This is a genomic window from Enterobacter sp. NFIX58 (assembly GCF_900110475.1).
Classification (GTDB): domain Bacteria; phylum Pseudomonadota; class Gammaproteobacteria; order Enterobacterales; family Enterobacteriaceae; genus Enterobacter; species Enterobacter quasiroggenkampii.
This window is the reverse complement of sequence record NZ_FODW01000001.1, coordinates 671,261-695,179: the sequence shown is the minus strand read 5'-3', so window position 1 is coordinate 695,179 and position 23,919 is coordinate 671,261. Positions and strand designations below refer to the sequence as shown.

Annotated in this window: 21 protein-coding genes; 5 read left to right on the top strand and 16 right to left on the bottom strand. The window is 56.5% G+C overall.

Annotated elements, in window-relative coordinates; translation table 11 throughout:
* Positions 1-125: 125 nt before the first annotated feature.
* Positions 126-584 (bottom strand): DMT family transporter, encoded by a 459-nt coding sequence (locus BMW97_RS03295; protein WP_045910474.1) that lies wholly within the window; start codon positions 582-584, stop codon positions 126-128.
* Positions 585-587: 3 nt separating this feature from the next.
* Entirely contained in the window at positions 588-1,022 is a 435-nt protein-coding gene (locus BMW97_RS03290; protein ID WP_045910475.1) for a DMT family transporter, read from the bottom strand.
* A 95-nt stretch (positions 1,023-1,117) separates the two neighbouring features.
* On the opposite strand from BMW97_RS03290, the gene BMW97_RS03285 reads away from it, so the two are divergent.
* Positions 1,118-2,050, top strand: coding sequence for a LysR family transcriptional regulator (locus tag BMW97_RS03285; RefSeq protein WP_045910476.1), 933 nt, complete (start codon positions 1,118-1,120; stop codon positions 2,048-2,050).
* A gap of 5 nt (positions 2,051-2,055) precedes the next feature.
* Here the strand turns inward: BMW97_RS03285 and BMW97_RS03280 are convergent, their stop codons facing one another.
* The 4 genes from BMW97_RS03280 to BMW97_RS03265 all read right to left on the bottom strand — a co-directional run bounded on the left by BMW97_RS03280 (position 2,056) and on the right by BMW97_RS03265 (position 6,104).
* Positions 2,056-3,084 carry a methionine synthase gene (locus BMW97_RS03280; protein ID WP_045910477.1) on the bottom strand — a complete coding sequence of 343 codons (1,029 nt, stop codon included), beginning with the start codon at positions 3,082-3,084 and terminating at the stop codon, positions 2,056-2,058.
* Positions 3,085-3,106: 22 nt separating this feature from the next.
* The gene (locus BMW97_RS03275) at positions 3,107-4,081 is read right to left on the bottom strand and encodes a DUF1852 domain-containing protein (protein WP_023292484.1); all 975 of its coding nucleotides are present in this window, start codon (positions 4,079-4,081) and stop codon (positions 3,107-3,109) included.
* A 213-nt stretch (positions 4,082-4,294) separates the two neighbouring features.
* Positions 4,295-4,978 carry a YrhA family protein gene (locus BMW97_RS03270; protein ID WP_045910478.1) on the bottom strand — a complete coding sequence of 228 codons (684 nt, stop codon included), beginning with the start codon at positions 4,976-4,978 and terminating at the stop codon, positions 4,295-4,297.
* A 10-nt stretch (positions 4,979-4,988) separates the two neighbouring features.
* Positions 4,989-6,104: a DUF8093 domain-containing protein gene (locus tag BMW97_RS03265; RefSeq protein WP_045910479.1), complete on the bottom strand. Its 1,116-nt coding sequence runs from the start codon at positions 6,102-6,104 to the stop codon at positions 4,989-4,991.
* A 390-nt stretch (positions 6,105-6,494) separates the two neighbouring features.
* Here BMW97_RS03265 and BMW97_RS03260 point away from each other — a divergent pair, with 390 nt between their 5' ends.
* Positions 6,495-7,034, top strand: a complete 540-nt coding sequence (locus BMW97_RS03260; protein ID WP_008502315.1) for a DUF2058 domain-containing protein — start codon at positions 6,495-6,497, stop codon at positions 7,032-7,034.
* Positions 7,035-7,041: 7 nt separating this feature from the next.
* Here the strand turns inward: BMW97_RS03260 and BMW97_RS03255 are convergent, their stop codons facing one another.
* The gene (locus BMW97_RS03255; protein ID WP_045910480.1) at positions 7,042-7,728 is read right to left on the bottom strand and encodes an RluA family pseudouridine synthase; all 687 of its coding nucleotides are present in this window, start codon (positions 7,726-7,728) and stop codon (positions 7,042-7,044) included.
* Between the two features lie 89 nt (positions 7,729-7,817).
* Positions 7,818-8,423 carry an FMN-dependent NADH-azoreductase gene (gene azoR, locus BMW97_RS03250; protein ID WP_008502313.1) on the bottom strand — a complete coding sequence of 202 codons (606 nt, stop codon included), beginning with the start codon at positions 8,421-8,423 and terminating at the stop codon, positions 7,818-7,820.
* Positions 8,424-8,628: 205 nt separating this feature from the next.
* Between azoR and hrpA the strand changes: the two genes are divergently transcribed.
* Positions 8,629-12,531: an ATP-dependent RNA helicase HrpA gene (hrpA, locus tag BMW97_RS03245; protein WP_045910481.1), complete on the top strand. Its 3,903-nt coding sequence runs from the start codon at positions 8,629-8,631 to the stop codon at positions 12,529-12,531.
* A gap of 81 nt (positions 12,532-12,612) precedes the next feature.
* Here hrpA and BMW97_RS03240 read toward each other — a convergent pair whose 3' ends face one another.
* The 5 genes from BMW97_RS03240 to BMW97_RS03220 form a co-directional block, all read right to left on the bottom strand.
* Positions 12,613-13,272, bottom strand: a complete 660-nt coding sequence (locus tag BMW97_RS03240; RefSeq protein WP_045910482.1) for an O-methyltransferase — start codon at positions 13,270-13,272, stop codon at positions 12,613-12,615.
* A gap of 68 nt (positions 13,273-13,340) precedes the next feature.
* Positions 13,341-14,720: an efflux transporter outer membrane subunit gene (locus tag BMW97_RS03235; RefSeq protein WP_090392529.1), complete on the bottom strand. Its 1,380-nt coding sequence runs from the start codon at positions 14,718-14,720 to the stop codon at positions 13,341-13,343.
* On the bottom strand, positions 14,720-15,799 hold the full coding sequence (locus BMW97_RS03230) for an HlyD family secretion protein (RefSeq protein WP_048223106.1): 1,080 nt from the start codon (positions 15,797-15,799) through the stop codon (positions 14,720-14,722). Before BMW97_RS03230 ends, BMW97_RS03235 begins: the two co-directional genes overlap by 1 nt.
* Positions 15,800-15,821: 22 nt before the next feature.
* Complete coding sequence (locus BMW97_RS03225) at positions 15,822-17,474, bottom strand: MFS transporter (protein ID WP_045910485.1); 1,653 nt, start codon at positions 17,472-17,474, stop codon at positions 15,822-15,824.
* Between the two features lie 158 nt (positions 17,475-17,632).
* Complete coding sequence (locus BMW97_RS03220) at positions 17,633-18,952, bottom strand: MFS transporter (RefSeq protein WP_045910625.1); 1,320 nt, start codon at positions 18,950-18,952, stop codon at positions 17,633-17,635.
* Between the two features lie 327 nt (positions 18,953-19,279).
* On the opposite strand from BMW97_RS03220, the gene BMW97_RS03215 reads away from it, so the two are divergent.
* On the top strand, positions 19,280-20,074 hold the full coding sequence (locus BMW97_RS03215) for a YdcF family protein (RefSeq protein ID WP_045910486.1): 795 nt from the start codon (positions 19,280-19,282) through the stop codon (positions 20,072-20,074).
* A gap of 56 nt (positions 20,075-20,130) precedes the next feature.
* Here BMW97_RS03215 and gap read toward each other — a convergent pair whose 3' ends face one another.
* Positions 20,131-21,132, bottom strand: a complete 1,002-nt coding sequence (gene gap / locus BMW97_RS03210; protein ID WP_024908382.1) for a type I glyceraldehyde-3-phosphate dehydrogenase — start codon at positions 21,130-21,132, stop codon at positions 20,131-20,133.
* Between the two features lie 189 nt (positions 21,133-21,321).
* On the opposite strand from gap, the gene cybB reads away from it, so the two are divergent.
* Positions 21,322-21,852 (top strand): cytochrome b561, encoded by a 531-nt coding sequence (cybB, locus tag BMW97_RS03205; protein WP_045910487.1) that lies wholly within the window; start codon positions 21,322-21,324, stop codon positions 21,850-21,852.
* Between the two features lie 99 nt (positions 21,853-21,951).
* Here the strand turns inward: cybB and BMW97_RS03200 are convergent, their stop codons facing one another.
* Both BMW97_RS03200 and BMW97_RS03195 read right to left on the bottom strand, forming a co-directional pair.
* Positions 21,952-23,019, bottom strand: a complete 1,068-nt coding sequence (locus tag BMW97_RS03200; protein ID WP_045910488.1) for an oxidoreductase — start codon at positions 23,017-23,019, stop codon at positions 21,952-21,954.
* Between the two features lie 13 nt (positions 23,020-23,032).
* Positions 23,033-23,776, bottom strand: a complete 744-nt coding sequence (locus BMW97_RS03195) for a DeoR/GlpR family DNA-binding transcription regulator (RefSeq protein ID WP_023618764.1) — start codon at positions 23,774-23,776, stop codon at positions 23,033-23,035.
* Positions 23,777-23,919: the final 143 nt, after the last annotated feature.

Below are 23,919 nucleotides of genomic sequence, written 5' to 3'. Positions count from 1 at the left end.
CGGAAACGCTTCGGCGATTTACAGCCGGACCAGGGCATGGCTGCAAGTAATTGCTTCACTTTAAAAAAACTTAATCGCTTTCGGTAAAAATTTTCTGGGGAGCCCTCAGTCCGAAAGATGCGATCTCATGTCCTGTCGGTGCGGGTTTTACTACCCGAGTAAATAAAGACAAGCGCAATCCCCAGGCAGACTACCGCCCCCAGACGACTCGGCGAGAACGAAATGGCGGGATTACCCAGCCAGCCAAAGTGATCAATCAACATGCTCATGGCGAGCTGGCCAAAGATCACCGCCACCGTGGCGACGGCGGTACCGATGCGCTGCACCGCCACGACCATAATCACAATATAAGGCACGCCAAACATTGCCCCGAGAAGCTGCCATTTCGGTACATCCAGCAGGCTGACGGCCTGCTTAGGCTCAAAGAAGAAAATCAGCAGGGCGGTCACCAGCGCGCCGACGGAGAAGGTCAGAAACGCGCTTTTAAATACCCCCACGCTGCTGCCGAGCTGGCCGTTAATGGCGGCCTGAATGCTTAGCGTTGCGCCGCCGCACACGGCCAGAAGAATCATAATCAGTGTCATACGTTACCCCTGCGCGACCAGAACCAGTGCCGCAATAATGAACCCCAGTGCGATAATGCGCTTTGCGTTTATCTTCCTGTGCGGCGAACCCAGCAGACCATAATGATCAATGATCAGGCTTTTAAAGACCTGGCCGGCCAGAATGCCAATCATGGTCATGGCGATGCCGATGGTGGGTGTCGCCACGGTCAGGATGACCACGTATACCGGACCGAGCACGCCGCCGAGCAGCTGCCAGCCGGGCTGTGCGAAAAACGACGGGCTGTTGCGCGGGCTGAAAAACAGCATCAGCAGAAACGTTAGCGCGGCGCCGACGCCAAAAATGCTGAACGTCGCCCATAAATCCCCGACCTTTCCCCCCAGCGGTCCCAGCAGGCCCGCCTCGACGGATAGGCCCATCCCGCCAGCAATAACCAGTAAAATCAAAACAAACTGCATTCTTCTTCCTCCGTTTTCAGGCGAAGAAGATTACGTGGGTTGTCCAATGAGAAAAATGCCATAATGCAGTAAACACCTTTGCGAGATATGCATTAATGGTTGACGCCAGCAACATCAACATCCGCGCGCTGCTGATCTTTATCGACGTGTATGAAGCGCAGAACTTCTCCGTCGTGGCGCGGCGGCAGGGGATATCGGCCTCGCAGATATCGCGCGTGATCCACCAGCTTGAGGATGCGCTCGGGCAGCAGCTTTTCTATCGCAATACGCGGGCCGTCATTCCCACGGAAAGCGGTCATCTGTTTATTCGCTACGCCCGGTCAATGGCGGAAAACCTGGAAGAGGCGCGCCGGGAGCTGGACGCGCGTGCGATGGAACCGTCCGGTGCGATCCGCATTAACGGACCGGTGTTTTTCGGCCAGAAGCACATAGCCCCAGGACTTCCCGGCCTGTCGGAACGCTATCCTCGCCTGAGCGTAGAGCTGACGCTGACCGATGATTTCATTGACCCCCACCGGGATGCGGCAGACCTTATCTTCCGCATTGGCGTGCTGACGGACTCCTCGTTTCGGGCGCGGGTGTTCGGGCAGCAGGTGTATCATCTGGCCGCGTCGCCAGATTACGTGCGTAGACACGGTGCGCCTGAAGGGCCGGACGATCTGAATCGCCATCACTGTCTTGTCTATCGCGGATCGTCAGGGCCTAACCGCTGGCTGTTGCGCAGAGCGGGCGAGGCGTGGATACACTATCCCGTGACGCCATTGATGACCTCGAATAATGCGGAAGCGCTGCTGGCTGCGGCGCGGGGTGGGATGGGGATCGTGCTGTTTCCGGACTGGCTGGTGAGCGAGCCGCTCCAGCGCGGTGAGCTGATTCCGCTCCTGCCCACGCTGGAGTGTGCCATCAATACGGAACAGCAGGCGATCGCGGCGATCTACCCCGATGCCCGACATCCGCCCCTGAACGTCAGGGCGGTAATTGATTATTACGTCGAGCGTTTTGGCACGCCGCTTTACTGGCAAAGGTAAGGGGATTACGCGCCAAGCTCTTTGCGGATAATCTCTGCGCCAGCGCTGAGTGCTCTCAGCTTGCCGTTAGCCACCTGACGGGAGAGGGGAGCCATGCCGCAGTTGGTCGACGGATATAGCTTGTCGACGTCAACAAACTGCAGCGCTTTACGCAGCGTATCGGCCACTTCCTCCGGCGTTTCAACTGTGTTGGTTGCTACGTCAATCGCGCCAACCATCACTTTCTTGCCGCGGATCAGCTCAAGCAGATCCATCGGCACGCGGGAGTTGTGGCACTCCAGGGAGATGATGTCGATGTTAGAGGTCTGCAGCTTAGGGAAGGCCTCTTCGTACTGGCGCCACTCGGATCCGAGCGTCTTTTTCCAGTCAGTATTGGCCTTGATGCCGTAGCCGTAGCAGATATGGACCGCGGTCTCGCACTTCAGCCCTTCAATGGCGCGCTCCAGCGCGGCGATGCCCCAGTCGTTGACCTCATCAAAAAAGACGTTAAACGCCGGTTCATCGAACTGGATAATATCCACGCCTGCGGCCTCTAGCTCTCGCGCTTCCTGATTGAGGATTTTGGCGAATTCCCAGGCCAGCTTTTCGCGGCTTTTATAGTGCGCGTCGTACAGGGTGTCGATCATAGTCATTGGCCCCGGCAGAGCCCATTTGATCGGCTTGTCCGTGAGCTGGCGCAGGTATTTTGCATCGTCGACGAAGACCGGTTTCTGGCGCGCGACGGCGGAGACCACGGTCGGCACGCTCGCATCATAGCGGTTACGAATGCGCACCGTCTGGCGGTTCTCAAAATCGACGCCGTTCAGGTGTTCAATAAAGGTGGTGACGAAGTGCTGGCGGGTCTGTTCCCCGTCGCTGACGATATCGATTCCCGCACGGATCTGCTCATCCAGAGACAGGCGCAGCGCATCCTGCTTGCCTGCCAGCAGTTCCTGATCCTGCAATTTCCAGGGTGACCAGAGCGTTTCAGGTTGCGCAAGCCAGGTCGGCTTAGGCAGGCTGCCAGCCGTTGAAGTCGGGAGCAATGTTTTCATAATAAAAGACCTTTTTGATGTATTAAAGCGTGTAGTTATCAGACCACTGCTCAAGAATGTGTTTGTAAGGCTTAATGAAGTACTCTTCGGTAAATCGACCCTGTTCAATCGCCAGACGGCTTCGCTCTTCCCGGTCATACACAATTTTGGTTAATGAGTGATCCTGCTGGTTCAGATCCGGTCGGTAGCACAGTCCGGCCGCCGAGTTGGCGTTATAAATTTCCGGGCGATAGATCTTCTGAAACGTCTCCATCGTGCTGATGGTGGCGATCAGTTCGAGATCGGTGTAGTCGCTCAGTAAATCCCCGGTAAAGAAGAACGCGAACGGCGCCACGCTGTGTTCCGGCATGAAGTAGCGCACGCTCAGGCCCATCTTCGCGAAGTACTGCTCCGTAAGCGATTCGCCATCCGGCTGGTACTCAACGCCCAGCACGGGGTGCTGGTTACCGGTGCGGCGATAGGTGTCTTTGCTGGAGACGCTCAGGCAAATCACCGGTCCTTTTGTGAAGTTCTCTTTGTATTCCGGTGAACTCACAAAATGGCGGAAGATATTGCCGTGCAGTTCGCCAAACTTTTCCGGAATGCTGAAGTGCTGCTGGTTCTTGTTGTGCTCCAGCAGCAGGACGCTGAAATCATAATCCCGCACGTAAGACGAGAAGTTATTCCCGACGATGCCAGGGATACGCTGGTTGTTTTTCTTGTCGACAATGGTGGTTTGCAGTATCTCAATGGCCGGGAACGGCTTTTCCGCGCCAATATTCAAATCGACAGAGATGATTTCAAGCTCAACCGCATAGCGATCGGCGTTTGGGTTATCCCAGCGCGCTAAAGCGTTAAAGCGGTTGTTGATCATCACCAGCGTATTGCGCAGGTTCTCCTGACGCTTTTCCCCGCGGGCCAGGTTGGCGAAGTTGGTGGTCGTACGCGTATTTTCTGACGGGTTGTAATTCTCATCGAAGCAACTGCGCTTAAGGGTATATGTGAAAGCTTTGCTCATTGTGGTTATGCATCCTAAGTTCATGTTGCTAAGAAGTTACCAATGCATAATTTATGCCTGAGCCCGTGGCGCAGGGGAAGTGACTTAATTTCAATGCAACATGAGGGAAGTTCATGAACGGACTGCGATGGTTATCTGGTTTGTGATTGTTCAGGCGGCGCTGGGAAGAAATAGGCTGGTTGCAATTACAACCAGCAATGGATGTTGCGGATTTCAGTTCATTGTATCAATCAGCGCGGACAACAATTCGCTGAAGTTAACATGTGATTCAATGGCAAATTCGGTCGATGCCTTATCACGGATCTCGAAACAGTCATTTTTGAAGTTGTAGGCAAACACGGACATAGCATCTTCACCAATGAGTACCTTGTCAGTAAGGTTTGGATCAACATAGATGTCGTTGTCACGTATTTCAACGTTTCGAATGTAGATATTCGACCATACGGGTTCACCGTTTTCCGGCTGCACCAGGCTGTACAGCGTCAAACCGTTATACTCAAGCCCATCCATGATTGCGAACATACCAGAGTAGTCCAGCCGGTTAATCATCAGGCGTTGGATATCCTCGTAAACTGTTCTCTTCTGAGCATCCCATTCAGCAGGGGCGGCGTTGCGCATCAAATCTGCTATTACGTCTGGATCTACTGGGTTGGCTACGGGGAAATTATTGTCAACCAGCAATGTTTTAAGGATATTTGGGGTGAAATAACTCTTCAACTGAGCGGGAAGCAAAGCAGGCATTGCTATTGTTCTTCCTTCTTCGTCGCAAAACTCGACAAGATAGGCCAGCGTCGGGGTATTGAAAACCATAACAATCGTACCAATAGTCCCTTTTTCCAGCCCTTCATTCGGTAAATCCTCTCCTAAAACCACAACGTCTAATTCGGCTCTTTTCATTTGTACTTTCTCATTTAACGAATAGGGTTGTCAGGCGAGGAACTAACGCGTCTGTTTCATACATCCAGCCAGTACGCACGATCGCTGTTTCACCGTTGACGCCTAAAATGGGCATTTCGACAGCCATTGTTTGACCGTAACTATTTGCCTGCAAAACTTTTGCTGGGGCCAATAATACGCCGTCCTGAATTCTTGCGGCTAAAACATCTGCATTAGTTGGGTTGTATCCCAGCGCTGACTCAAACACTCGGGCTTTGTGTCCTCCAGTAGGATGTGTTGAATCTAAAGCATAAGCCGCGAGTTTTTTCGGGTCGACAATCGCGTGTTCAGCATTCACTAGTGTGCCGCTCTGAGAGGTGAAACCTTTTACATATGGGCTCTCAAGTGCTGGTATTTTACTGAGCCCCGATATTTCATCTATTTCGCTTAAAGGATTTAACCTGCCCATTGTTAATCCTGCTGCAACGGAGGCGCTCGCAATGATTAACCCTTTGTTGTTCATGACTTGCTCATAACCTGCTGGAGCATCTCCGCCAAGCTGCAGCGCGGTTTCATGAAACCCTGTAATATTGCCGTTATAAATACCACCCGCGGCGAGCAGACGACCCACAGCTTTACTGTTCAGCGTTTTCTCCGACGGTGCAGTGGTTGGCGCGTAATAATCATAATGCATCCGTTGAGTAGGAGCGGGCTTCCTGCCTTGCCGATCGGCAATAACGTGCCGGTAGGCACTCAGGATTTCGTCCTTATACCATGCATGCCACGATGAGGAAGTAGGGGTGAAAATTAGCTCGCCGTTATTGTCGATATAAAACGGGTTCCGGTCGCTGCTCCAGCGCCTGGAGGTATCCACACCAACAAGCCAACCAATTTTCAGCTCGTGTTTTACTTCGTCATAAATGGGATCTGCGCCGCTGCGATACCTGCGTTCATACGGTCTTTGATGTGGGGATACGCTATATTTTTTCTTGGGGAGACCAAAAGTAAGACTGTGACCGTTCGCTTCATAAGAGAGATCGTAATAAATACATGCCTCTCTCAGCGAGCCCGCAGGCGTCAGAATATATTGAAAATCTTCAGGGTCTAATCGCCGTGTTAATTCATGTGACCTGTAGAGTCGAAACATCTGAAATCCTTATCCTTTATTTTTTTTGTGGATTCTCCGCCTCGACAGTTTAAAAATCAACCGATGAACACAGTGAATATTTAACAATTCAGTGCTGATCATGAATAGAGGCAGACAAAAAATGTAAATTACAGTTTCCTGAAATGCGCTATGAATATGCCAACGCCTGTAGTGGGTACAGATATAAACCTCACATCATATTTATGAACGGCTCATTTTTTAAGAAAATGACCTGGTGATTTTTAACCACTATTCACGCATTACCATTCGTAGAAGTTGCATGAAGAATGAACCAGACTCCGGCAGCAAAACGCCATGCCTACATCTCTGGCACACGCTCCGCAATTCCCGCTATAATTCCCAAAATTTCCAACCGGTTTAGAAACAATCATGACAAAACTCACCTTACAAGAGCAGATGCTGAAAGCGGGCCTCGTCAGCAGCAAGAAAGCGGCGAAAGTGCAGCGTACGGCAAAGAAATCACGCGTTCAGGCGCGTGAGGCTCGGGAAGCGGTAGAAGAGAACAAGAAGGCGCAGATCGAGCGTGATAAGCTGCTGAGCGAGCAGCAGAAGCAGGCCGTGCTGGCGAAAGAGTTTAAGGCGCAGGTGAAGCAGCTGATTGAGATGAACCGCATCACCGTGGCGAAAGGCAACATCACCTTTAACTTTACCGACGGTACGCTGATTAAAAAGATTGAAGTCGATAAGCAAACGCAGACCCAGCTGATCAACGGCCGTCTGGCGATTGCGCGCCTGGTGCTCAATGCTAACGGTGACTGCGACTACGCGATCATTCCGGCAGTGGTGGCCGATAAAATTGCCCAGCGCGATGCCGACAGCATCGTGTTAAACAGCGCGCTCAGCCAGGAAGAGCAGGACGAAGACGATCCGTACGCGGACTTCAAAATCCCTGACGATTTGATGTGGTAAACCGCGTTCAGAACGGGGCGGCGTGACGGGCGTTAACCGGCTCGCCGCTCACGGGATGAATAAAATTCAGCTCGCAGGCATGCAGCATCAACCGGGGCGTTTCCTCAGCACCCGGCACGTCAAGACCGCCATACAGATCGCAGCCCAGAATCGGGTGTCCCAGCTGCTGGCAGTGAATACGCAGCTGATGGGTTCGCCCGGTCTCCGGGATCAGTTTCACCCGCGTTAACGGTAATCCCGCCCCCTGATAAAACCGTTCCACAACCTGGTAGCGGGAGCGGGCGGGTTTACCGGTAATGGCGCAGATCGACATCAGCGGGAACAGCGCCGGGTCTTTGGCAATCGGCGCATCAATAACCCCTTCATCATTTTCCACGTGGCCGCAAAGCAGGGCGCAGTAGACTTTCTCCACGTTGCGCTGGCTAAACTGCTGGCACAGTGCCGCGTTGATGGCCTTATTACGCGCAACCACCATCAGCCCGGACGTACCAAAATCCAGACGGTGCACCAGCGTGCAGCCCGGGAACGTCTGAACCAGACGATAATGGACGGAATCAAGGTTTTGCGGATTTTTGCCCGAGAGGCTGAGCAGGCCGGAAGGCTTGTCGATCAGCAGCAGATGTTCATCCTGCCAGAGGATCTGAATGTCATCGTGACACTGTGGGGCAATAAAAGAATCAATAATCGCAGACATCAGGCCGCCCGGCTGGAGAGTGGGAGCGGATGATAACGAAATGCGGGGAAAAGAAAAACCCTCCCACCGGGCGGTGAGAGGGTGAAGTCTTACGCTGCAACCAGGCTGTCGATGGCGGCTTTCGCGTCGGTCTGCGCTTTGGTCGCCACTTCAGGACCGTAAGCGATACCTTCCGCGAACACGAAGTTCACGTCAGTGATGCCGATGAAGCCCAGGAACAGGCTCAGGTACGGCGCAACCAGGTCGGTTGGGGTGTCTTTATGGATACCGCCACGGCTGGTCAGTACGATCGCACGCTTGCCTTTCACCAGACCTTCCGGGCCGTTCTCGGTGTAACGGAAGGTTACGCCAGCGCGCGCCACCAGGTCGAAGTAGTTCTTCAGCTGGGTTGGGATGTTGAAGTTGTACATTGGGGCGTTGATGACGATAACGTCATGTGCCTGCAGCTCAGCAATCAGCTCGTCGGACAGGGCCAGCGCTTCCTGCTGACGCGGGCTCAGCGGTGCATCGCTTGGGCGCAGCGCGCCAACCAGCTCGCCATCCAGCACAGGAATTGGGTTTGCAGCCAGGTCACGCACGGTGATTTCGTCAGCAGAATGCTGTTCACGCCACTGTTCAACGAAGTAATCAGACAGCTGACCAGACTGAGAGTACCCTGCCAGAATACTGGATTTCAAAACTAATACTTTGCTCATGGGTGATTCCTGTTGTTGCATTTGATTGAAGGGGGTTGCCCCGTTGCTTGTTGACACTCTATTCACAATCCTGCCACAGAGATAGCGCAATATATCGAAGCCTATGTTCGAATTTTTTGAATAAGGCGCGAAAGGCGTCAGTGTGGTACTCTATAGCAATCATTAAAAAGAGAGTTTATCAGGGCGTGTACTGCCCTTTAACGCTATGACAGAACAACAAAAATTCACCTTCCCGATGCTCCTGCAACAGCTCGATTCTCTGACGCTGCGCGACAAACAGCGCTTCGCCCGCCGTCTGCACGGCGTCAAGAAGGTTAAAAATCCTGATGCACAACAGGCCATTTACCAGGAGATGGCGAAAGAGATTGAACAGGCAGCAGGGAAGGTTGTGCTGCGCGAAGCTGCGCGCCCGGCGATTACCTACCCGGAAAACCTGCCCGTCAGCCAGAAGAAACAGGACATTCTTGAGGCCGTCCGCGACCACCAGGTGGTGATTGTCGCGGGTGAAACCGGTTCGGGGAAAACCACCCAGCTGCCGAAAATCTGTATGGAGCTGGGCCGCGGGATCAAAGGCCTGATTGGCCACACCCAGCCGCGTCGTCTGGCGGCGCGCACCGTTGCCAACCGTATTGCCGAAGAGCTGCAGACGGAGCCGGGCGGCTGCATCGGCTACAAGGTCCGTTTCAGCGATCATGTTAGCGAAAACACCATGGTCAAACTGATGACCGACGGTATTCTGCTGGCGGAAATCCAGCAGGATCGTCTGCTGATGCAGTATGACACCATCATCATTGACGAAGCGCACGAGCGCAGCCTGAACATCGACTTCCTGCTCGGCTACCTGAAAGAGCTGCTGCCGCGTCGCCCGGATCTGAAAGTGATCATCACCTCCGCGACCATCGATCCGGAGCGCTTCTCGAAGCACTTCAACAATGCGCCGATTATCGAGGTGTCAGGTCGCACGTATCCCGTGGAAGTGCGCTATCGCCCGATTGTGGAAGAGGCGGATGATACCGAGCGCGACCAGCTGCAGGCCATCTTCGATGCCGTTGACGAGCTGGGTAACGAAAGCGCAGGCGACATTCTGATCTTCATGAGCGGCGAACGCGAAATCCGCGATACCGCCGATGCGCTCAACAAGCGCGACCTGCGCCACACCGAGATCCTGCCGCTGTATGCCCGCCTGTCCAACAGCGAACAGAACCGCGTCTTCCAGCCGCACAGCGGACGCCGCATCGTCCTGGCGACCAACGTGGCGGAAACCTCGCTCACCGTGCCGGGCATTAAATACGTGATCGATCCGGGTACGGCGCGCATCAGCCGCTACAGCTACCGTACCAAGGTTCAGCGGCTGCCGATTGAGCCCGTTTCGCAGGCGTCTGCTAACCAGCGTAAGGGCCGCTGTGGCCGCGTGTCGGAAGGGATCTGTATTCGTCTCTATTCCGAAGACGATTTCCTGTCGCGTCCGGAATTTACCGACCCGGAAATTCTGCGCACCAACCTGGCGTCCGTTATCCTGCAGATGACCGCCCTGGGGCTGGGCGACATCGCGGCGTTTCCGTTCGTCGAAGCGCCGGACAAACGCAATATCCAGGACGGCGTGCGTCTGCTGGAAGAGCTCGGGGCGATCACCACCGACGAGCAGGCGACGGTCTACAAACTGACGCCGCTGGGTCGCCAGCTCAGCCAGTTGCCGGTCGACCCGCGTCTGGCACGCATGGTGCTGGAAGCGCAAAAGCACGGCTGCGTGCGCGAGGCGATGATCATTACCTCGGCACTCTCCATTCAGGATCCGCGCGAGCGTCCTATGGACAAACAGCAGGCGTCGGACGAAAAGCACCGCCGCTTCCACGATAAAGAGTCCGATTTCCTCGCCTTTGTGAACCTGTGGAACTACCTCGGCGAGCAGCAGAAAGCGCTCTCCTCGAATCAGTTCCGCCGTCAGTGCCGCGTAGATTTCCTCAACTACCTGCGCGTGCGCGAGTGGCAGGATATCTACACCCAGCTGCGCCAGGTGGTGAAAGAGCTGGGTATTCCGGTCAACAGCGAACCAGCGGAGTACCGCGAAATCCATATCGCGCTGCTGACCGGCCTGCTGTCCCACATTGGGATGAAGGACGCCGAGAAGCAGGAGTATACCGGCGCACGCAATGCGCGTTTCTCTATCTTCCCCGGTTCCGGCCTGTTCAAGAAGCCGCCAAAGTGGACCATGGTCGCGGAGCTGGTGGAAACCAGCCGCCTGTGGGGACGCATTGCCGCACGTATCGATCCGGAATGGGTGGAGCCGGTGGCGCAGCATCTGCTTAAGCGCTCGTACAGTGAACCGCACTGGGAGCGCGCGCAGGGCGCGGTGATGGCGACCGAAAAAGTGACCGTTTACGGCCTGCCGGTGGTCGCCGCGCGTAAGGTCAACTACAGTCAGATCGATCCGGCCCTGTGCCGCGAGCTGTTTATCCGCCACGCGCTGGTGGAGGGCGACTGGCAGACGCGCCACGCCTTCTTCCGTGAAAACCTGAAGCTGCGTGCTGAAGTGGAAGAGCTGGAGCATAAATCGCGCCGCCGCGACATTCTGGTGGATGATGAAGCGCTGTTCGAGTTTTATGACCAGCGCATCAGCCACGACGTCATCTCCGCTCGCCATTTCGACAGCTGGTGGAAGAAGGCCAGCAAAGAGACGCCGGACCTGCTCAACTTTGAAAAGAGCATGCTGATTAAAGAGGGCGCGGAGTCGGTCAGCAAACTCGACTACCCGAACTTCTGGCATCAGGGCAACCTCAAGCTGCGTCTGACCTATCAGTTTGAGCCGGGGGCAGACGCGGACGGCGTGACCGTCCACATTCCGCTGCCGCTGTTAAACCAGGTTGACGAGAGCGGGTTCGAGTGGCAAATCCCCGGCCTGCGCCGCGAGCTGGTGATTGCGCTGATCAAATCCCTGCCAAAACCGGTTCGCCGCAACTTTGTGCCTGCGCCAAACTACGCGGAAGCGTTTTTGGGCCGCGTCACGCCGCTGGAGCTGCCGCTGCTGGACGCGCTGGAGCGTGAGTTCCGCCGCATGACCGGAACGACCATCGACCGCGACGACTGGAACTGGGATCAGGTGCCCGATCACCTGAAAATCAGCTTCCGCGTGGTGGACGATAAAAACAAAAAGCTGCTGGAAGGGCGTTCCCTGAGCGAGCTGAAAGAGGCGCTGAAAGGCAAAGTCCAGGAGACGCTGTCTGCGGTGGCCGACGACGGCATCGAGCAGAGCGGGCTGCACATCTGGAGCTTTGGCCAGCTTCCGGAAAGCTACGAGCAGAAGCGCGGCAACTATAAGGTGAAAGCCTGGCCTGCGCTGGTGGACGAGCGCGACAGCGTGGCGATCAAACTGTTTGATAACCCGCAGGAACAGCAGCAGATGATGTGGCGCGGGCTGCGTCGCCTGCTGCTGCTCAACATCCCGTCGCCGATCAAGTATCTGCACGAGAAGCTGCCGAACAAGGCCAAGCTGGGGCTCTACTTTAACCCGTACGGCAAGGTGCTGGATCTGATTGACGACTGCATCTCCTGTGGCGTGGACAAACTGATCCACGAGGCGGGCGGCCCGGTCTGGACGGAAGAGGGCTTTGCTCAGCTTCACGAGAAGGTGCGTGCGGAGCTGAACGACACCGTGGTGGAGATTGCCAAACAGGTCGAGCAGATCCTCACCACCGTGTTCAATATCAACAAGCGTCTGAAAGGGCGCGTGGATATGAGCATGGCGCTGGGGCTGTCGGACGTGAAGGCGCAGATGGCGGGACTGGTCTACCGCGGCTTTGTTACCGGCAACGGCTTCAACCGTCTTGGCGATACGCTGCGCTATCTGCAGGCGATTGAAAAACGGCTGGAGAAAATGGCTATCGACCCGCACCGCGACCGTGCGCAGATGCTGAAAGTGGAGAGCGTGCAGCAGGCGTGGCAGCAGTGGCTGAACAAGCTGCCGCCAGCGCGCCGCGACGATGAAGACGTGCAGGCGATCCGCTGGATGATCGAGGAGCTGCGCGTCAGCTTCTTTGCCCAGCAGCTCGGTACGCCGTATCCGATTTCGGATAAGCGTATCCTGCAGGCGATGGAGCAGATTTCCGGTTAAACCCTTGCCCGGTGTCGCTGCGCTTACCGGGCCTACGGGAGAACGGGTAGGCCGGGTAAGGCGTAGCCGCCACCCGGCTGGTTATCGTTCTACAATCGCCAGCGTAAACCCATCCCAACCCTTAATCCCCACCGTTTGCAGCGCGGTGGCGGTTAAGCGCGGGTTATCCCCCATCATCTCAATAAAACGCCGCACGCCCAGCACGCGCGCATCGTCGCTTTCCCCGTTGATTACCTCGCCGTCACGCACCACGTTATCGCCGATAATTACCGTGCCGGGGCGGGAGTAGTGCAGCGCCCATTCCAGATAGCCGGGATTGTTTGGCTTATCGGCATCAATAAAGATCAGGTCGAAAGGCGGAACCTCACCGAAATTCTCCAGCGAGCTCAGGGCCGGGCCTTCAATTAATTCAATACGTTCGTCTAGCCCCGCGAGGTGAATATTCTGGCGGGCAACCCCGGCATGCGTCGGATCGGCCTCAAGCGTAATCAGCTTACCGTCCGGCGGCAGCGCACGCGCCATCCAGATTGAGCTGTAGGCACCCAGCGTCCCAATCTCAAGAATGCGTCTTGCCTGCGTCATGCGCACGAACAGTGCCAGCAGCTGCCCCTGATTGGCGGCGACATCGTGTTCGGGTAGCCCGGCGCGCTTGTTGTTTTCCAGAACCTGGCTCAGTACGTCATCGTCAGGAATAAGCGAAGAAATCATGAAATTATCAACTGCAGACCACTGTTGTTGCATAGAGTGACTCCTTGGGAGGGATTGCCGGGTGGCGGCTACGCCTTACCCGGCCTACGGGGTGAAATGTTTCAGGCACTGACCCAGCCGCCGCCCAGCGCTTTATACAAATCAATCTGCGCCAGCAGCAGGTTATTTTTCACCTGCACGACGCTGGTCTGGACCGAGAACAGCGTGCGCTGCGCGTCCAGCACGTCAAGATAGGAGGAATAACCGTTGCGATAGCGATTCTGCGCAATGCGCAGCGTCTCCTGCGCCACATCCTGCTGGGCAAGCAGCTCCGTCAGCTGTTCCTGATAGCGACTTATCGCATCAAGGCTGTTGTTTATTTCGGCAAACGCGTTACGCACGGTTTTTTCATAGGCGTACAGCGCCTGGTTACGCTGGGACTGCGAAATGTCTACCTGCGCATTCAGCGCCTGACGGTTCAGCAGCGGGGCGAGAATACTGCCCCCGACGCTCCAGAGCTGAAGCGGGTTGTCCAGCAGGCCGGATAGGGTGCGATCCTGAACCGATCCGGTGGCGGTAAGGTTGATCGACGGCAGCAGGCTGGCGCGCGACGCCGCGAGCGAGGCGTCAGCCGCCACCAGCTGGCGTTCGGCCTGGACGATATCCGGGCGGCGGTTCAGGAGCGCAGAAGGCAGCTGCGACGGCAGCGTCAGCGGCGTCAGTGCCGCGAAGCTTTCGCTGCGCGTCACGTCGCCGGGGTTGCTTCCCAGCAGCAGGCTCAGGGCATTCTCCTGCTGTGCAATCTGGTGCTGCAGCACGGGCATCTGCGCCCGCGTGGAGCGCAGTTCGGAATCTGACTGCATCAGCTCCAGACGCGAGCTGTAGCCCGTCTCAAACTGACGTTTCGCGAGGTTAAATGCCTCCTCGCGCGATTTCAGCGTGGATTCGGTCACCCGCAGCTGCTCGTCAAGCGAGAGCAGGGTGACATACCCGGATGCCACAGACGAGGCGACGGTCAAATCCGCGGCCGCGGCCGCGGCTTTTTGCGCCTCCAGCGAGGCTTCGGCAGCGTGCGAGGTGCTGCGGTTGACGCCCCAGATATCCACGTCATAGCTTGCCGTCAGGCTCCCTTTGTACAATGTGCCGTAAACCGGCAGCCCGGTCGCAGCGGATTGTGAACGGGCGCGCGTCCCGGTTACGCCTGCATCAAGCGAAGGAAACAGGCTGCCGTCGGCCGCGAAGACCCGCGCCTGATACTCGTTTATCCGTTCGCGGGCGATCAGCACGTCGCTGTTATGCTGTAGCGCCTGATCCACATAGCGGTTCAGGTGGTTGTCATGGAAATTGCGCCACCAGAGCTGCTCCGTCGGGCTGGCAGGGCCGGAGACGGTGCGCCATTGGGTGGGGATGTGCAGCGTCGGCTGCGCCGGCTTGACGTCAACGGACTGGCATCCGGCCAGCATGACCGCCGCCACCAGCGCGGCTATCGGGCGAAGGATCATTACTTCGCCTCCCGTGTATCAATGGTCACCTGTACCGACATACCCGGACGCAGCAGCGCGGAATCTTCTGGCTTACCGAGCACCTCAATGCGCACCGGAATACGCTGGGCTATTTTGACAAAGTTGCCGGTGGCGTTGTCCGGCGTGATGGCGCTGAACTCCACGCCGGTTGCCGGGGAGATGCTCTCCACGCGGCCCTGATACGCTTTGTTGTTCAGGGCATCAACGGTGAATTTCACCGGCTGACCGACGCGCAGCTCCGCGAGCTGGGTCTCTTTAATATTGGCAATGACCCAGTGCTGCGGCGGCACCAGGGTGGTGAGGTGCGTCCCGGCGGTCACGTAGGCCCCGAGGCGCACGGCGATCTGGCCGAGCTGACCGTCACGCGGTGCCACAATGCGGGTGTTTTGCAGGTCAATCTGTGCCAGCTCCAGAGCGGCTTTGGCGTTTTCAACATCCGCCTCCAGCGCACCGCGATTGACAATCACCGTCTGCAGATCCTGACGCGACATCTCAAGGGCAGCTTTCGCCTGGTCGATGTCGGCACTGCCCTGAGCGGCACTGGCCAGCGCCGCGTCGCGCTCGCGAATGGAAAGCGAGCCGTCAGACGTCAGCTCTTTCACCCGCTTTAAATCCGCCTGGCTTTTCAGGCTCTGGGCACGGGCATTTTTCAGCGCCGCGTCATTTTTTGCGATCGTTGCTTCGGCGCTTTTACGCTGCTGCAGGTTGTTATTCAGGGCGGCAATTTTCATCGCCAGCTGCGCTTCGGCCTGGTGCACGCGCTGACGGTAGATACGGTCATCAATCTGCAGCAGCAGGTCACCTTTTTTGACCTGCACAAAGTCCTGAACCTTCACCTCGGTGATATAGCCGTTCACCTGCGGGCTGATAAACGTCGTCTGGCCGCGCACGTAGGCGTTATCGGTAAACTGCGCGTGACGGGTGAACGGCGGCAGTTGCCACGCATAAAGGATCACCAGTACGCCGACGATACCGATGGCTGCGGCGGTGAAAACGGAAACAATGCGCACATTTTTGCGGGTGTTGGCCTGCTCTTTGGCGGCATCCTGCTGACTCATAAACTCTCCAGAACTCTTTATATTATTTGTTGCCGGTGGCGTTCTTCAGCGCCAGACGGGCAGTGATGCGCAGGCGCAGCAAGCGCCATAAAATCCAGACCAGCGTGGCGGCAGCGATGCTCGCCGTCAGCAGATAAGTATCGTTATAAGCCAGAATATTCGCCTCCAGCGCGGTCACCGTTTGCAGTTGCGTTATCGCCTGGGTGCCCAGCAGCGCGCTGTCGCCAATCAGGCTTTTGTACATTTGGGTATAAAGCTGAATTCGCTCGTTGACCAGCGGGTTGAGCGTGGTGAGCTGGTCCGCCAGCAGGCTGGAGTGGTATTTCTCGCGCCAGGTCTGGAAGGTGCCGAGGATCGCGGAGCCCAGCAGGCCACCGAGGTTCTGGCTCATGCCAAACATCACCGAGAAGCTGACCAGGTTACGCGGGTCGGCGATCACCCCGCCAATGGCGGCCAGCATAGCGGGCGCCAGGAAGAAGGCGCTGCCGAAGCCCAGCAGGAACTGGCTTACCATCAGCTGATCCGGACGGGTCAGGTTGTTAGACTGGCTGTCCAGCAGCGAGGCAACAATCATCAGCGCCAGAGACGTGATGATTGGCCACGCCAGTTTCGTCGGCTTGATGGTGAGACAGCTGGTGACAATCCCGCAGACGATCCCGGCGAAAATAGACCACGCCAGGTGCGTCATCTGCTCGTTCTGTAAGCCCACGTACTGCAGCCAGCCGATGACGCCGGTGTTCTGCTCGGCCAGCACGATTCGGATCAGCAGCATAATTAGCCCCAGGCGGACGATGCTGCCGCTCGACAGCCAGCGGGTGTTCAGCAGCGGGTTGCTGCGGTTATGTTCAAAGACGATGGCTGCGACAATCAGCACCAGCGATAGCGCCAGCGACCAGCCGATCCACGGCGCTTCGAACCACCAGTCAAGGCGGCCTAGAGAGAGGACCGCGCAGAGCAGGGCCATCCCGGGGGCCATTAAAAAGAAGGTGATAAAGTCTTTTTTCTCGAAGACCTTGCGCCGGTCGCCCGGCGGCAGTTTTAAGGCTATCACGCAGGCCAGGGAGATCAGCGCCAGCCCCAGCTCGAAGAAATAGAGCCCGCGCCACTCGTCCAGCTGCAGCAGCTCGGTCGAAAACAGGCGGGCCAGCGGAATGGCGAGTGACGATCCGGTGATGCCGATGGTCAGCGCCTTCAGGCGGTGCTTCGCAGGCCAGGCCTGGATTTGATAGTAAATCCCCAGGGAGCTGAGCGCGGCGGCCACCATGCCGTGCGCGGCGCGCACCATCAGCGCCGAGCTGAGATCGTTTACGAAAAGATGGAAGAAGGTGACCAGCACGTACAGCACCAGAAAACCTTCCGTAAAGGCGCGCAAACCGTACTGCTGGCGGAATTTCACCAGCAGCAGGTTGATGGAGATGTTGGTCATCACATAGACCGCGGGCAGCCAGGCGATTTCGGTGGACCAGGCCCCGAAAGTCCCCTGCAAATTTTGCAGGTTGGCGGTCACCACCGCATTCCCCAGCGCCCCCGTCAGGCAGACCAGCAGGCCCACGACGCCGTAGGCAATGCGTTTTGGCGTACTGTGTTCGGGCGTGGAGGGCGAACCCAGCAGGGCGGGTTTCTCATGTGGCTGCCACTCGCGAGGAGCATAAGGGTCGCGTTCGGGCAGGCGCATAACGTCGTTTACCTTAGAAATGATTGAATAATTAGCGGGCTAGCGATTCTACGTCTGCCGCAAATGATAATTCAAGTGAATATGATTTACGCATGTTAATCAAATGGTGAAGGGAAATTTAAGGAAAAAGAGCGGCCCGCAGGACGGGCCGGGAAGGGTCAGAGACGTTCGGGCTGCGCCTGGATGAGAGTGGCGCGCTTAACGCGGCTGGCGCAGAAAATCGCGATTAAAGAAATGGTCACCGTGACGGCAAGATACCAGGCCACCGGCACCCAGTCGCCGTCGTATTTTGCCAGCAGTCCGGTCGCAATCAGCGGCGCGGTACCGCCAGCCAGCGCGGCACCCAATTGATAGCCGAGCGTAATGCCGGTGTAGCGCACGTTTGCACTAAAGATTTCAGAGCACAGCGTGCCGAGTACCGCGGTGACAGGGGCCCACAACACGCCAAAGGCGATGACCGTCGCGAGCACGATACCCCATGTGGTGCCGGTATTGAGCAGCATAAACCACGGTACGATAAACAGGCCCAGCACGAAGACGCTGATCGCGTACATGCGCTGGCGACCTACCTTATCGGAGAGCAGCCCCATCAACGGGATCATAATGGTCGCCACCAGCGCGCCCAGCGTCACGGCTTCCAGCGCCTGCGATTTCTGATACGTCAGCGTGCTGGTGGCATAGCTCACCACGAAGGTCGAGAAGATGTAGAAGGGGGCGGTTTCAACCACCTTCAGACCGGCGGCAATCAGCACTTCGCGCCAGTGATGCTTCAGCGTATCGCGCAGCGGGGCCTTAGCCACCTGACCGGACGCTTTGACTCGCTTAAAATCGGGCGTTTCATCAATATCTTTGCGGATCCACAGGCCGAGCAACACCAGAACCGAGCTCAGCAGGAACGGGATGCGCCAGCCCCAGGAGAGGAAATCCGCCTCGCTGAACAGGGTCATCAGCGAAACGATAAAGGTTGCCATCAGCATACCGATGGTCACGCCCGCCTGCGGAATACTGCCGAAGAAGCCTTTACGTTTTTCGGGCGCGTATTCGTAGGCCAGCAGCAGCGCGCCGCCCCATTCACCACCGATGCCCATCCCCTGAATGATACGCATCAGGATCAGCAGAGCGGGCGCCCACAGGCCAATCATCTCATACGTGGGCAGCAGGCCAATCATGACGGTTGCACCTCCCATCAAAGAGAGAGTCAGCACGAGGGTTTTTTTACGTCCGATGCGGTCGCCAATGTGAGCGAAAAGTACCCCGCCAATGGGGCGAATAAAGAAGGTTAATGAGAAAGAGAGATAAGAGAGAATGAGTCCGATCACCGGATCGACCATCGGGAAAAAGATCTTATTGAATACCAGCGCGGCCGCCGTACCGTAGAGAAAATAGTCAAACCATTCAATGGCGCTCCCGGTAAGGCTGGCGATTAACACCTTTTTATTTTTACGTAACACCGTCGTCGTACTTTCATGTTCTGTCATGACCTGAAACCCCGCCACGTTGATGATGAGAGAGGTGTCACCTGGCGCGCTTCAGGTGCAACCTGTGATGATGAAAAAGGTTGTGAAATTGTTAAGCAACTTAGGGTTGGATGTTGCGTTTGGCAAGCGCAGGGGGGATAAAACTGGTCAGATCACGGTGAAATAAGCAGCGCTGGGTGCTTTTTCATGACGCCTGTACAATACAATGTTTTGTAAGGCTGGAAATCAAAAGCATAATAGGCAGGTGCAACCCGATGATTTTTGGATGTTTCTGGTTATTTCAGAAAAATGATAAATTCGGTGCTTCAACAACGTGAGGAGTTCACCATGGTTCAGCCCCATTTTCCCGTTCTGGCGAATGCCACGCTGGCGGCCATCAATACTGTCGGTGAATGGCTGGCGCAGGATGACCTGAGCGCGACGCGTCCGCTCCCGGAAGTCGATGCGGTGATTCTGGCAGGAAACGCGGTGATCCCAACCATTGACGCGGCCTGCCGGATGGCCTCTCAGCAAGACGTGCCGCTTCTGATTAGCGGCGGCATCGGGCATTCGACTAGCTTTTTATATACCGCGATTGGCAATCATCCGTGTTACCACACCGTACCGGTCACGGGGCGGCCTGAAGCGAGCATTCTTGCCGACATTGCGCGGGCGTTCTGGCAGATCCCCGAGGCGCAGCTGTGGGTTGAGGATCGCTCCACCAACTGCGGTGAAAACGCGCGTTTTAGCTGGAACTTGCTGAAACAGCGTCATCGAACGAACGGGCGGGTGCTGGTGGTGCAGGATCCGACGATGCAGCGCCGCACGATGGCGACGTTTGCCCGCGTTTGTCGGGATGAGCCCGTTTCACCGCAGTGGCTCAGCCATCCGGGGTTTACGCCGACACTGCAAAACGGAAACGAGGGCGTGGAATTCAGCGAGGGCAACACCGGCCTGTGGCCCGTTGACCGTTACCTTTCACTGGTTATGGGGGAACTGCCGCGCCTGTATGATGACGCCAACGGCTATGGCCCGGCCGGGCGGGATTTTATCGCCCACGTTGCCTTTCCGGAGGCGGTGACTGCCGCGTGGAAACAGCTACAGCAGGATCCTGTCCTGAAGGGTGCACGTAATATAATTTAGGCACGGAACAATCCCCTCGCCCCTTTGGGGAGAGGGTTAGGGTGAGGGGGGGGAAATCACAGCGCCGCAAACTTATCCAGCGTCCGCACCAGTTGCGTCACAAACCCATACTCGTTGTCATACCAGGCAACGGCTTTCACCAGCTGAAGGTCTCCCGCTTCTGACACCTCCGTCTGCGTGGCGTCAAACACTGAACCATAATGTGAACCAATCACATCTGACGACACGATCTCTTCATCGGTATACCCGAACGATTTATTGCCCTGCGTCGCCTTTTTCAGCGCGGCGTTGATCTCCTCAACGGTCACTTTCTTGCCCAGAATGGCCACCAGTTCGGTAACGGAGCCCGTTTTAACCGGCACGCGCTGCGCGTGGCCTTTCAGTTTGCCGCTGAGCGCAGGGATCACCAGACCAATGGCTTTGGCGGCGCCGGTGGTATGCGGAATGATATTCTCTGCCGCCGCCCGCGAGGCGCGAAGATCTTTCCCGCGCGGGCCATCCACCAGCGCCTGGGTACCGGTATAGGCGTGAATGGTGGTCATGGTGCCCACCTTAATTTCAAACGCGTCGTTCAGGGCTTTCGCCAGCGGGGCGAGGCAGTTGGTGGTGCAGGAGGCGACGGATATGATGGTATCACCGGCGTCAATGGTGTCGTCGTTCACGCTGTAGACGATGGTTTTCATGTCGCCCGCAGGCGCAGAGATCAGCACCTTCTTCGCGCCCGCGTCCAGATGCGCCCGTGATTTTTCTTCAGACGTATAAAAACCGGTGCACTCCACGACGATATCTACACCGGCGGTTTTCCACGGAATATGCTTTGCCTCTTTTTCGGCATAGACCGCTATGGTTTTACCGTCAACGATCAGCGCATCCTCGGTGAAATCCACGCTCCACGGGAAGCCACCGTAGTTGGAATCATGCCTGAGCAGGTAGGCCAGCACTTTCGGGGAGGTGAGGTCGTTGATGGCGACGACGGTATTACTGTCCTGGGTTTCAAGAAGGCGACGCAGAACAAGACGTCCGATGCGTCCAAAGCCGTTAATGCCAATTTTACTCATGGTGTTCTCCTGTAAACGTGTCGATGCGACAGTTTGAACTCATCCAGGCTTAGACCATCACGGGCAGGGCGGCAATTGAAGATGCTTCATGCGGGGGGAAGTATTTGAAAAACCATACAGAAAAGTTAATGAATTTTTAAGGAAAGGGGATTATGTTGGCGCGGTAACTGTTTTTAATCGAGAAATCACATGCGCACTAAATATACAAGCCTGCAAATCGGCATCCACTGGCTGGTGTTTCTGTTAATCATCGTCGCCTACTGCGCGATGGAGTTCAGAGGTTTCTTCCCGCGCACCGCGCGTCCGGCGATCAATATGATCCACGTCTCATGCGGGATCGGTATTCTGGTGCTGATGGTGACGCGTCTGCTGGTTCGCCTGAAGTTCCGCGCGCCGCCGATTCAGCCGAAGCCAAAAGCGATGGTGACGGGGATGTCTCATCTGGGGCATTTGGTGGTGTATCTGCTGTTTATTGCGCTTCCGCTGATTGGCATTGTGATGATGTATAACCGGGGCAGCGACTGGTTTGCCTTTGGCCTGGCGATGCCGCATGCGGCGGAGTCCAATTTTGACTTGGTGGATACGCTGAAGGCGTGGCACGAGACGCTGGCAAACCTGGGCTATTTTGTGATTGGCCTGCACGCGGCGGCGGCGCTGATGCATCACTATTTCTGGAAAGATAATACTCTTCTGCGCATGATGCCGAAAAAGCGTTCGTAGTCATTAACGCTTGCCGGGTGGCGGCTACGCCTTACCCGGCCTACAATGCAATTCCAGAATCGTAGGCCGGGATCGCTACGCGTCACCCCGGCTTGTTTTTTAACCCAGCAAAGCACGCTCTGCAGCTGTTAATGCCAGCGCCTGGGTTGACCCTGTCTCCGAGGACTTCACCGCCGCTTCCAGCACGGCCATGACTGCCAGTGCCTCAACCGGGTGGACCGGATTGGTGATTTTCCCAAGCAGCGCGTCACGCACATTGATGTAATACTGGCGCTGATCGCCTTTCGGGGTAGGGATCGTCTGCGATGCGCCGTCAGCGCCAAAGAACACCATAGTGTCGCTGTCTTCGCCCCAGGCTTCACTGCCCGGGATCACCCCGGAGAGCAGCTGCGCTTCCTGCTGATCGATTCTGGCCTTCAACACGCTGCCCTTGTCCCCGTGGACGGCAAAGCGCGCCGTACCGCCTGCCACCAGCATGCTGGCGTGCAGAATCACCTTATGTTCCGGATAGTTTAAGACCACGTGCGCCCAGTCGTTGATTTCTGCGCCGTCGCGCAGCGTCGCGATATTCCCCTGAACCGACTGCGGCAGACCAAAGAGCTGTAGCGTTTGGTCGATAAGATGAGGCCCCAGGTCAAACCACAGGCCGCTCCCGGGGACATTCTGCTCGCGCCAGCGCACGCGCACTTCCGGGCGGAAGCGGTCGATATGCGACTCCAGGTGCTTAACCTTGCCGAGCGTGCCTTGCTCAATGACCTGCTTAATGCCGAGGAAATCGCTGTCCCAGCGGCGGTTGTGGAAGACAGAAAGCAGTAGCTGCTTTTCCTCCGCCAGCGCAATCAGGTCGCGGGCTTCCTGCATGTCGAGGGTGAAAGGCTTATCCACGACCACGTGTTTACCTGCGTTCAGGGCCAGCGTCGCCAGCGGGGCGTGCGTGGCGTTGGGGGAGGCAATCACCACCAGGTCAACATCAGGATGCTGAATAGCCTCTTCAGGGGTGGCGATCACCTCTACGTCCGGCAGATCGCGTTTCACCTTCTCTTCATCACGAGAAGAGACCACTGCCAGCTTAAGCCCGTCCACAGACTGGATTAACGGGGCATGGAAAGTTTTGCCCACAAATCCATACCCGATCAGCGCAATGTTAATTGTTCGAACTGTACTCATGAACTTCTCCACGTTAATTCGCGCACACCGTGACCTGCAATGCGCCAGGGTCCCCAAGCTCAGGCCAGGGACGATCTAAAAAGAGTTGTTGAATGTTAGATAACCCGGAAACCAGATACGGTTCGCAGCGGTTGACTTTCAGGTGGTCGGCAACAATCCAGTGCGCATGGCTTGCGTCCAGCATCGCGCGTTTAACCTCGGCATCCGCTTCTTTACCGGCGCTCAAACCGAGTTCAGCATGAATGGCGCACGCCCCGAGGATGGCAATATCTGCCCGATAGCGGGACAGCAAGGACAAGGTGGCGCTTCCGGCAAACAGGCGCTGCTTATGGTCCCATTTCCCGCCGAGCAGGATCAGCTCAACGTCTTCCCGGTCGCTAAAGTGCTGGGCGATATCCAGCGACGTGGTAATGACGGTGAGCGGCCCGCGAAGAAAGGAGGCGACAGCCATCACCGTGCTGCCCGCATCCAGAAACAGGGTAGAACCCGCAGGAACCTGCTGTGCGACCTGTTTTCCCAGGCGCTGTTTGGTTTCCGGCAGCAGCGTATTGCGGCCCTGGCGATTCATGGCGGAAAGATTCAGCGCGATGGCCCCACCGTGGTTCTTCTGCGCCAGCCCCTGGTTTTCCAGGTCGGTCAGATCCCGACGGATGGTATCGGCTGAAACCTGCAGTTTTTCTGCCAGCTCGGTGATGCTGGCCTGGCCTTGCTCGCTCAGGATATCCAGAACGTGGCGTTGTCGTGCGGTTTTGTGCATCGGTGTGCGTTCCTGCAAAATGTCGCAATAGTTTGCATAATACAGCATTTTAACGCAGAGAGAAGGGCAACGTGGTTTTGATGTCGTGGAGTTAGGTAATGATTCAGATGCGTGATTATTAAAATTTTATTAAACAGGTATAA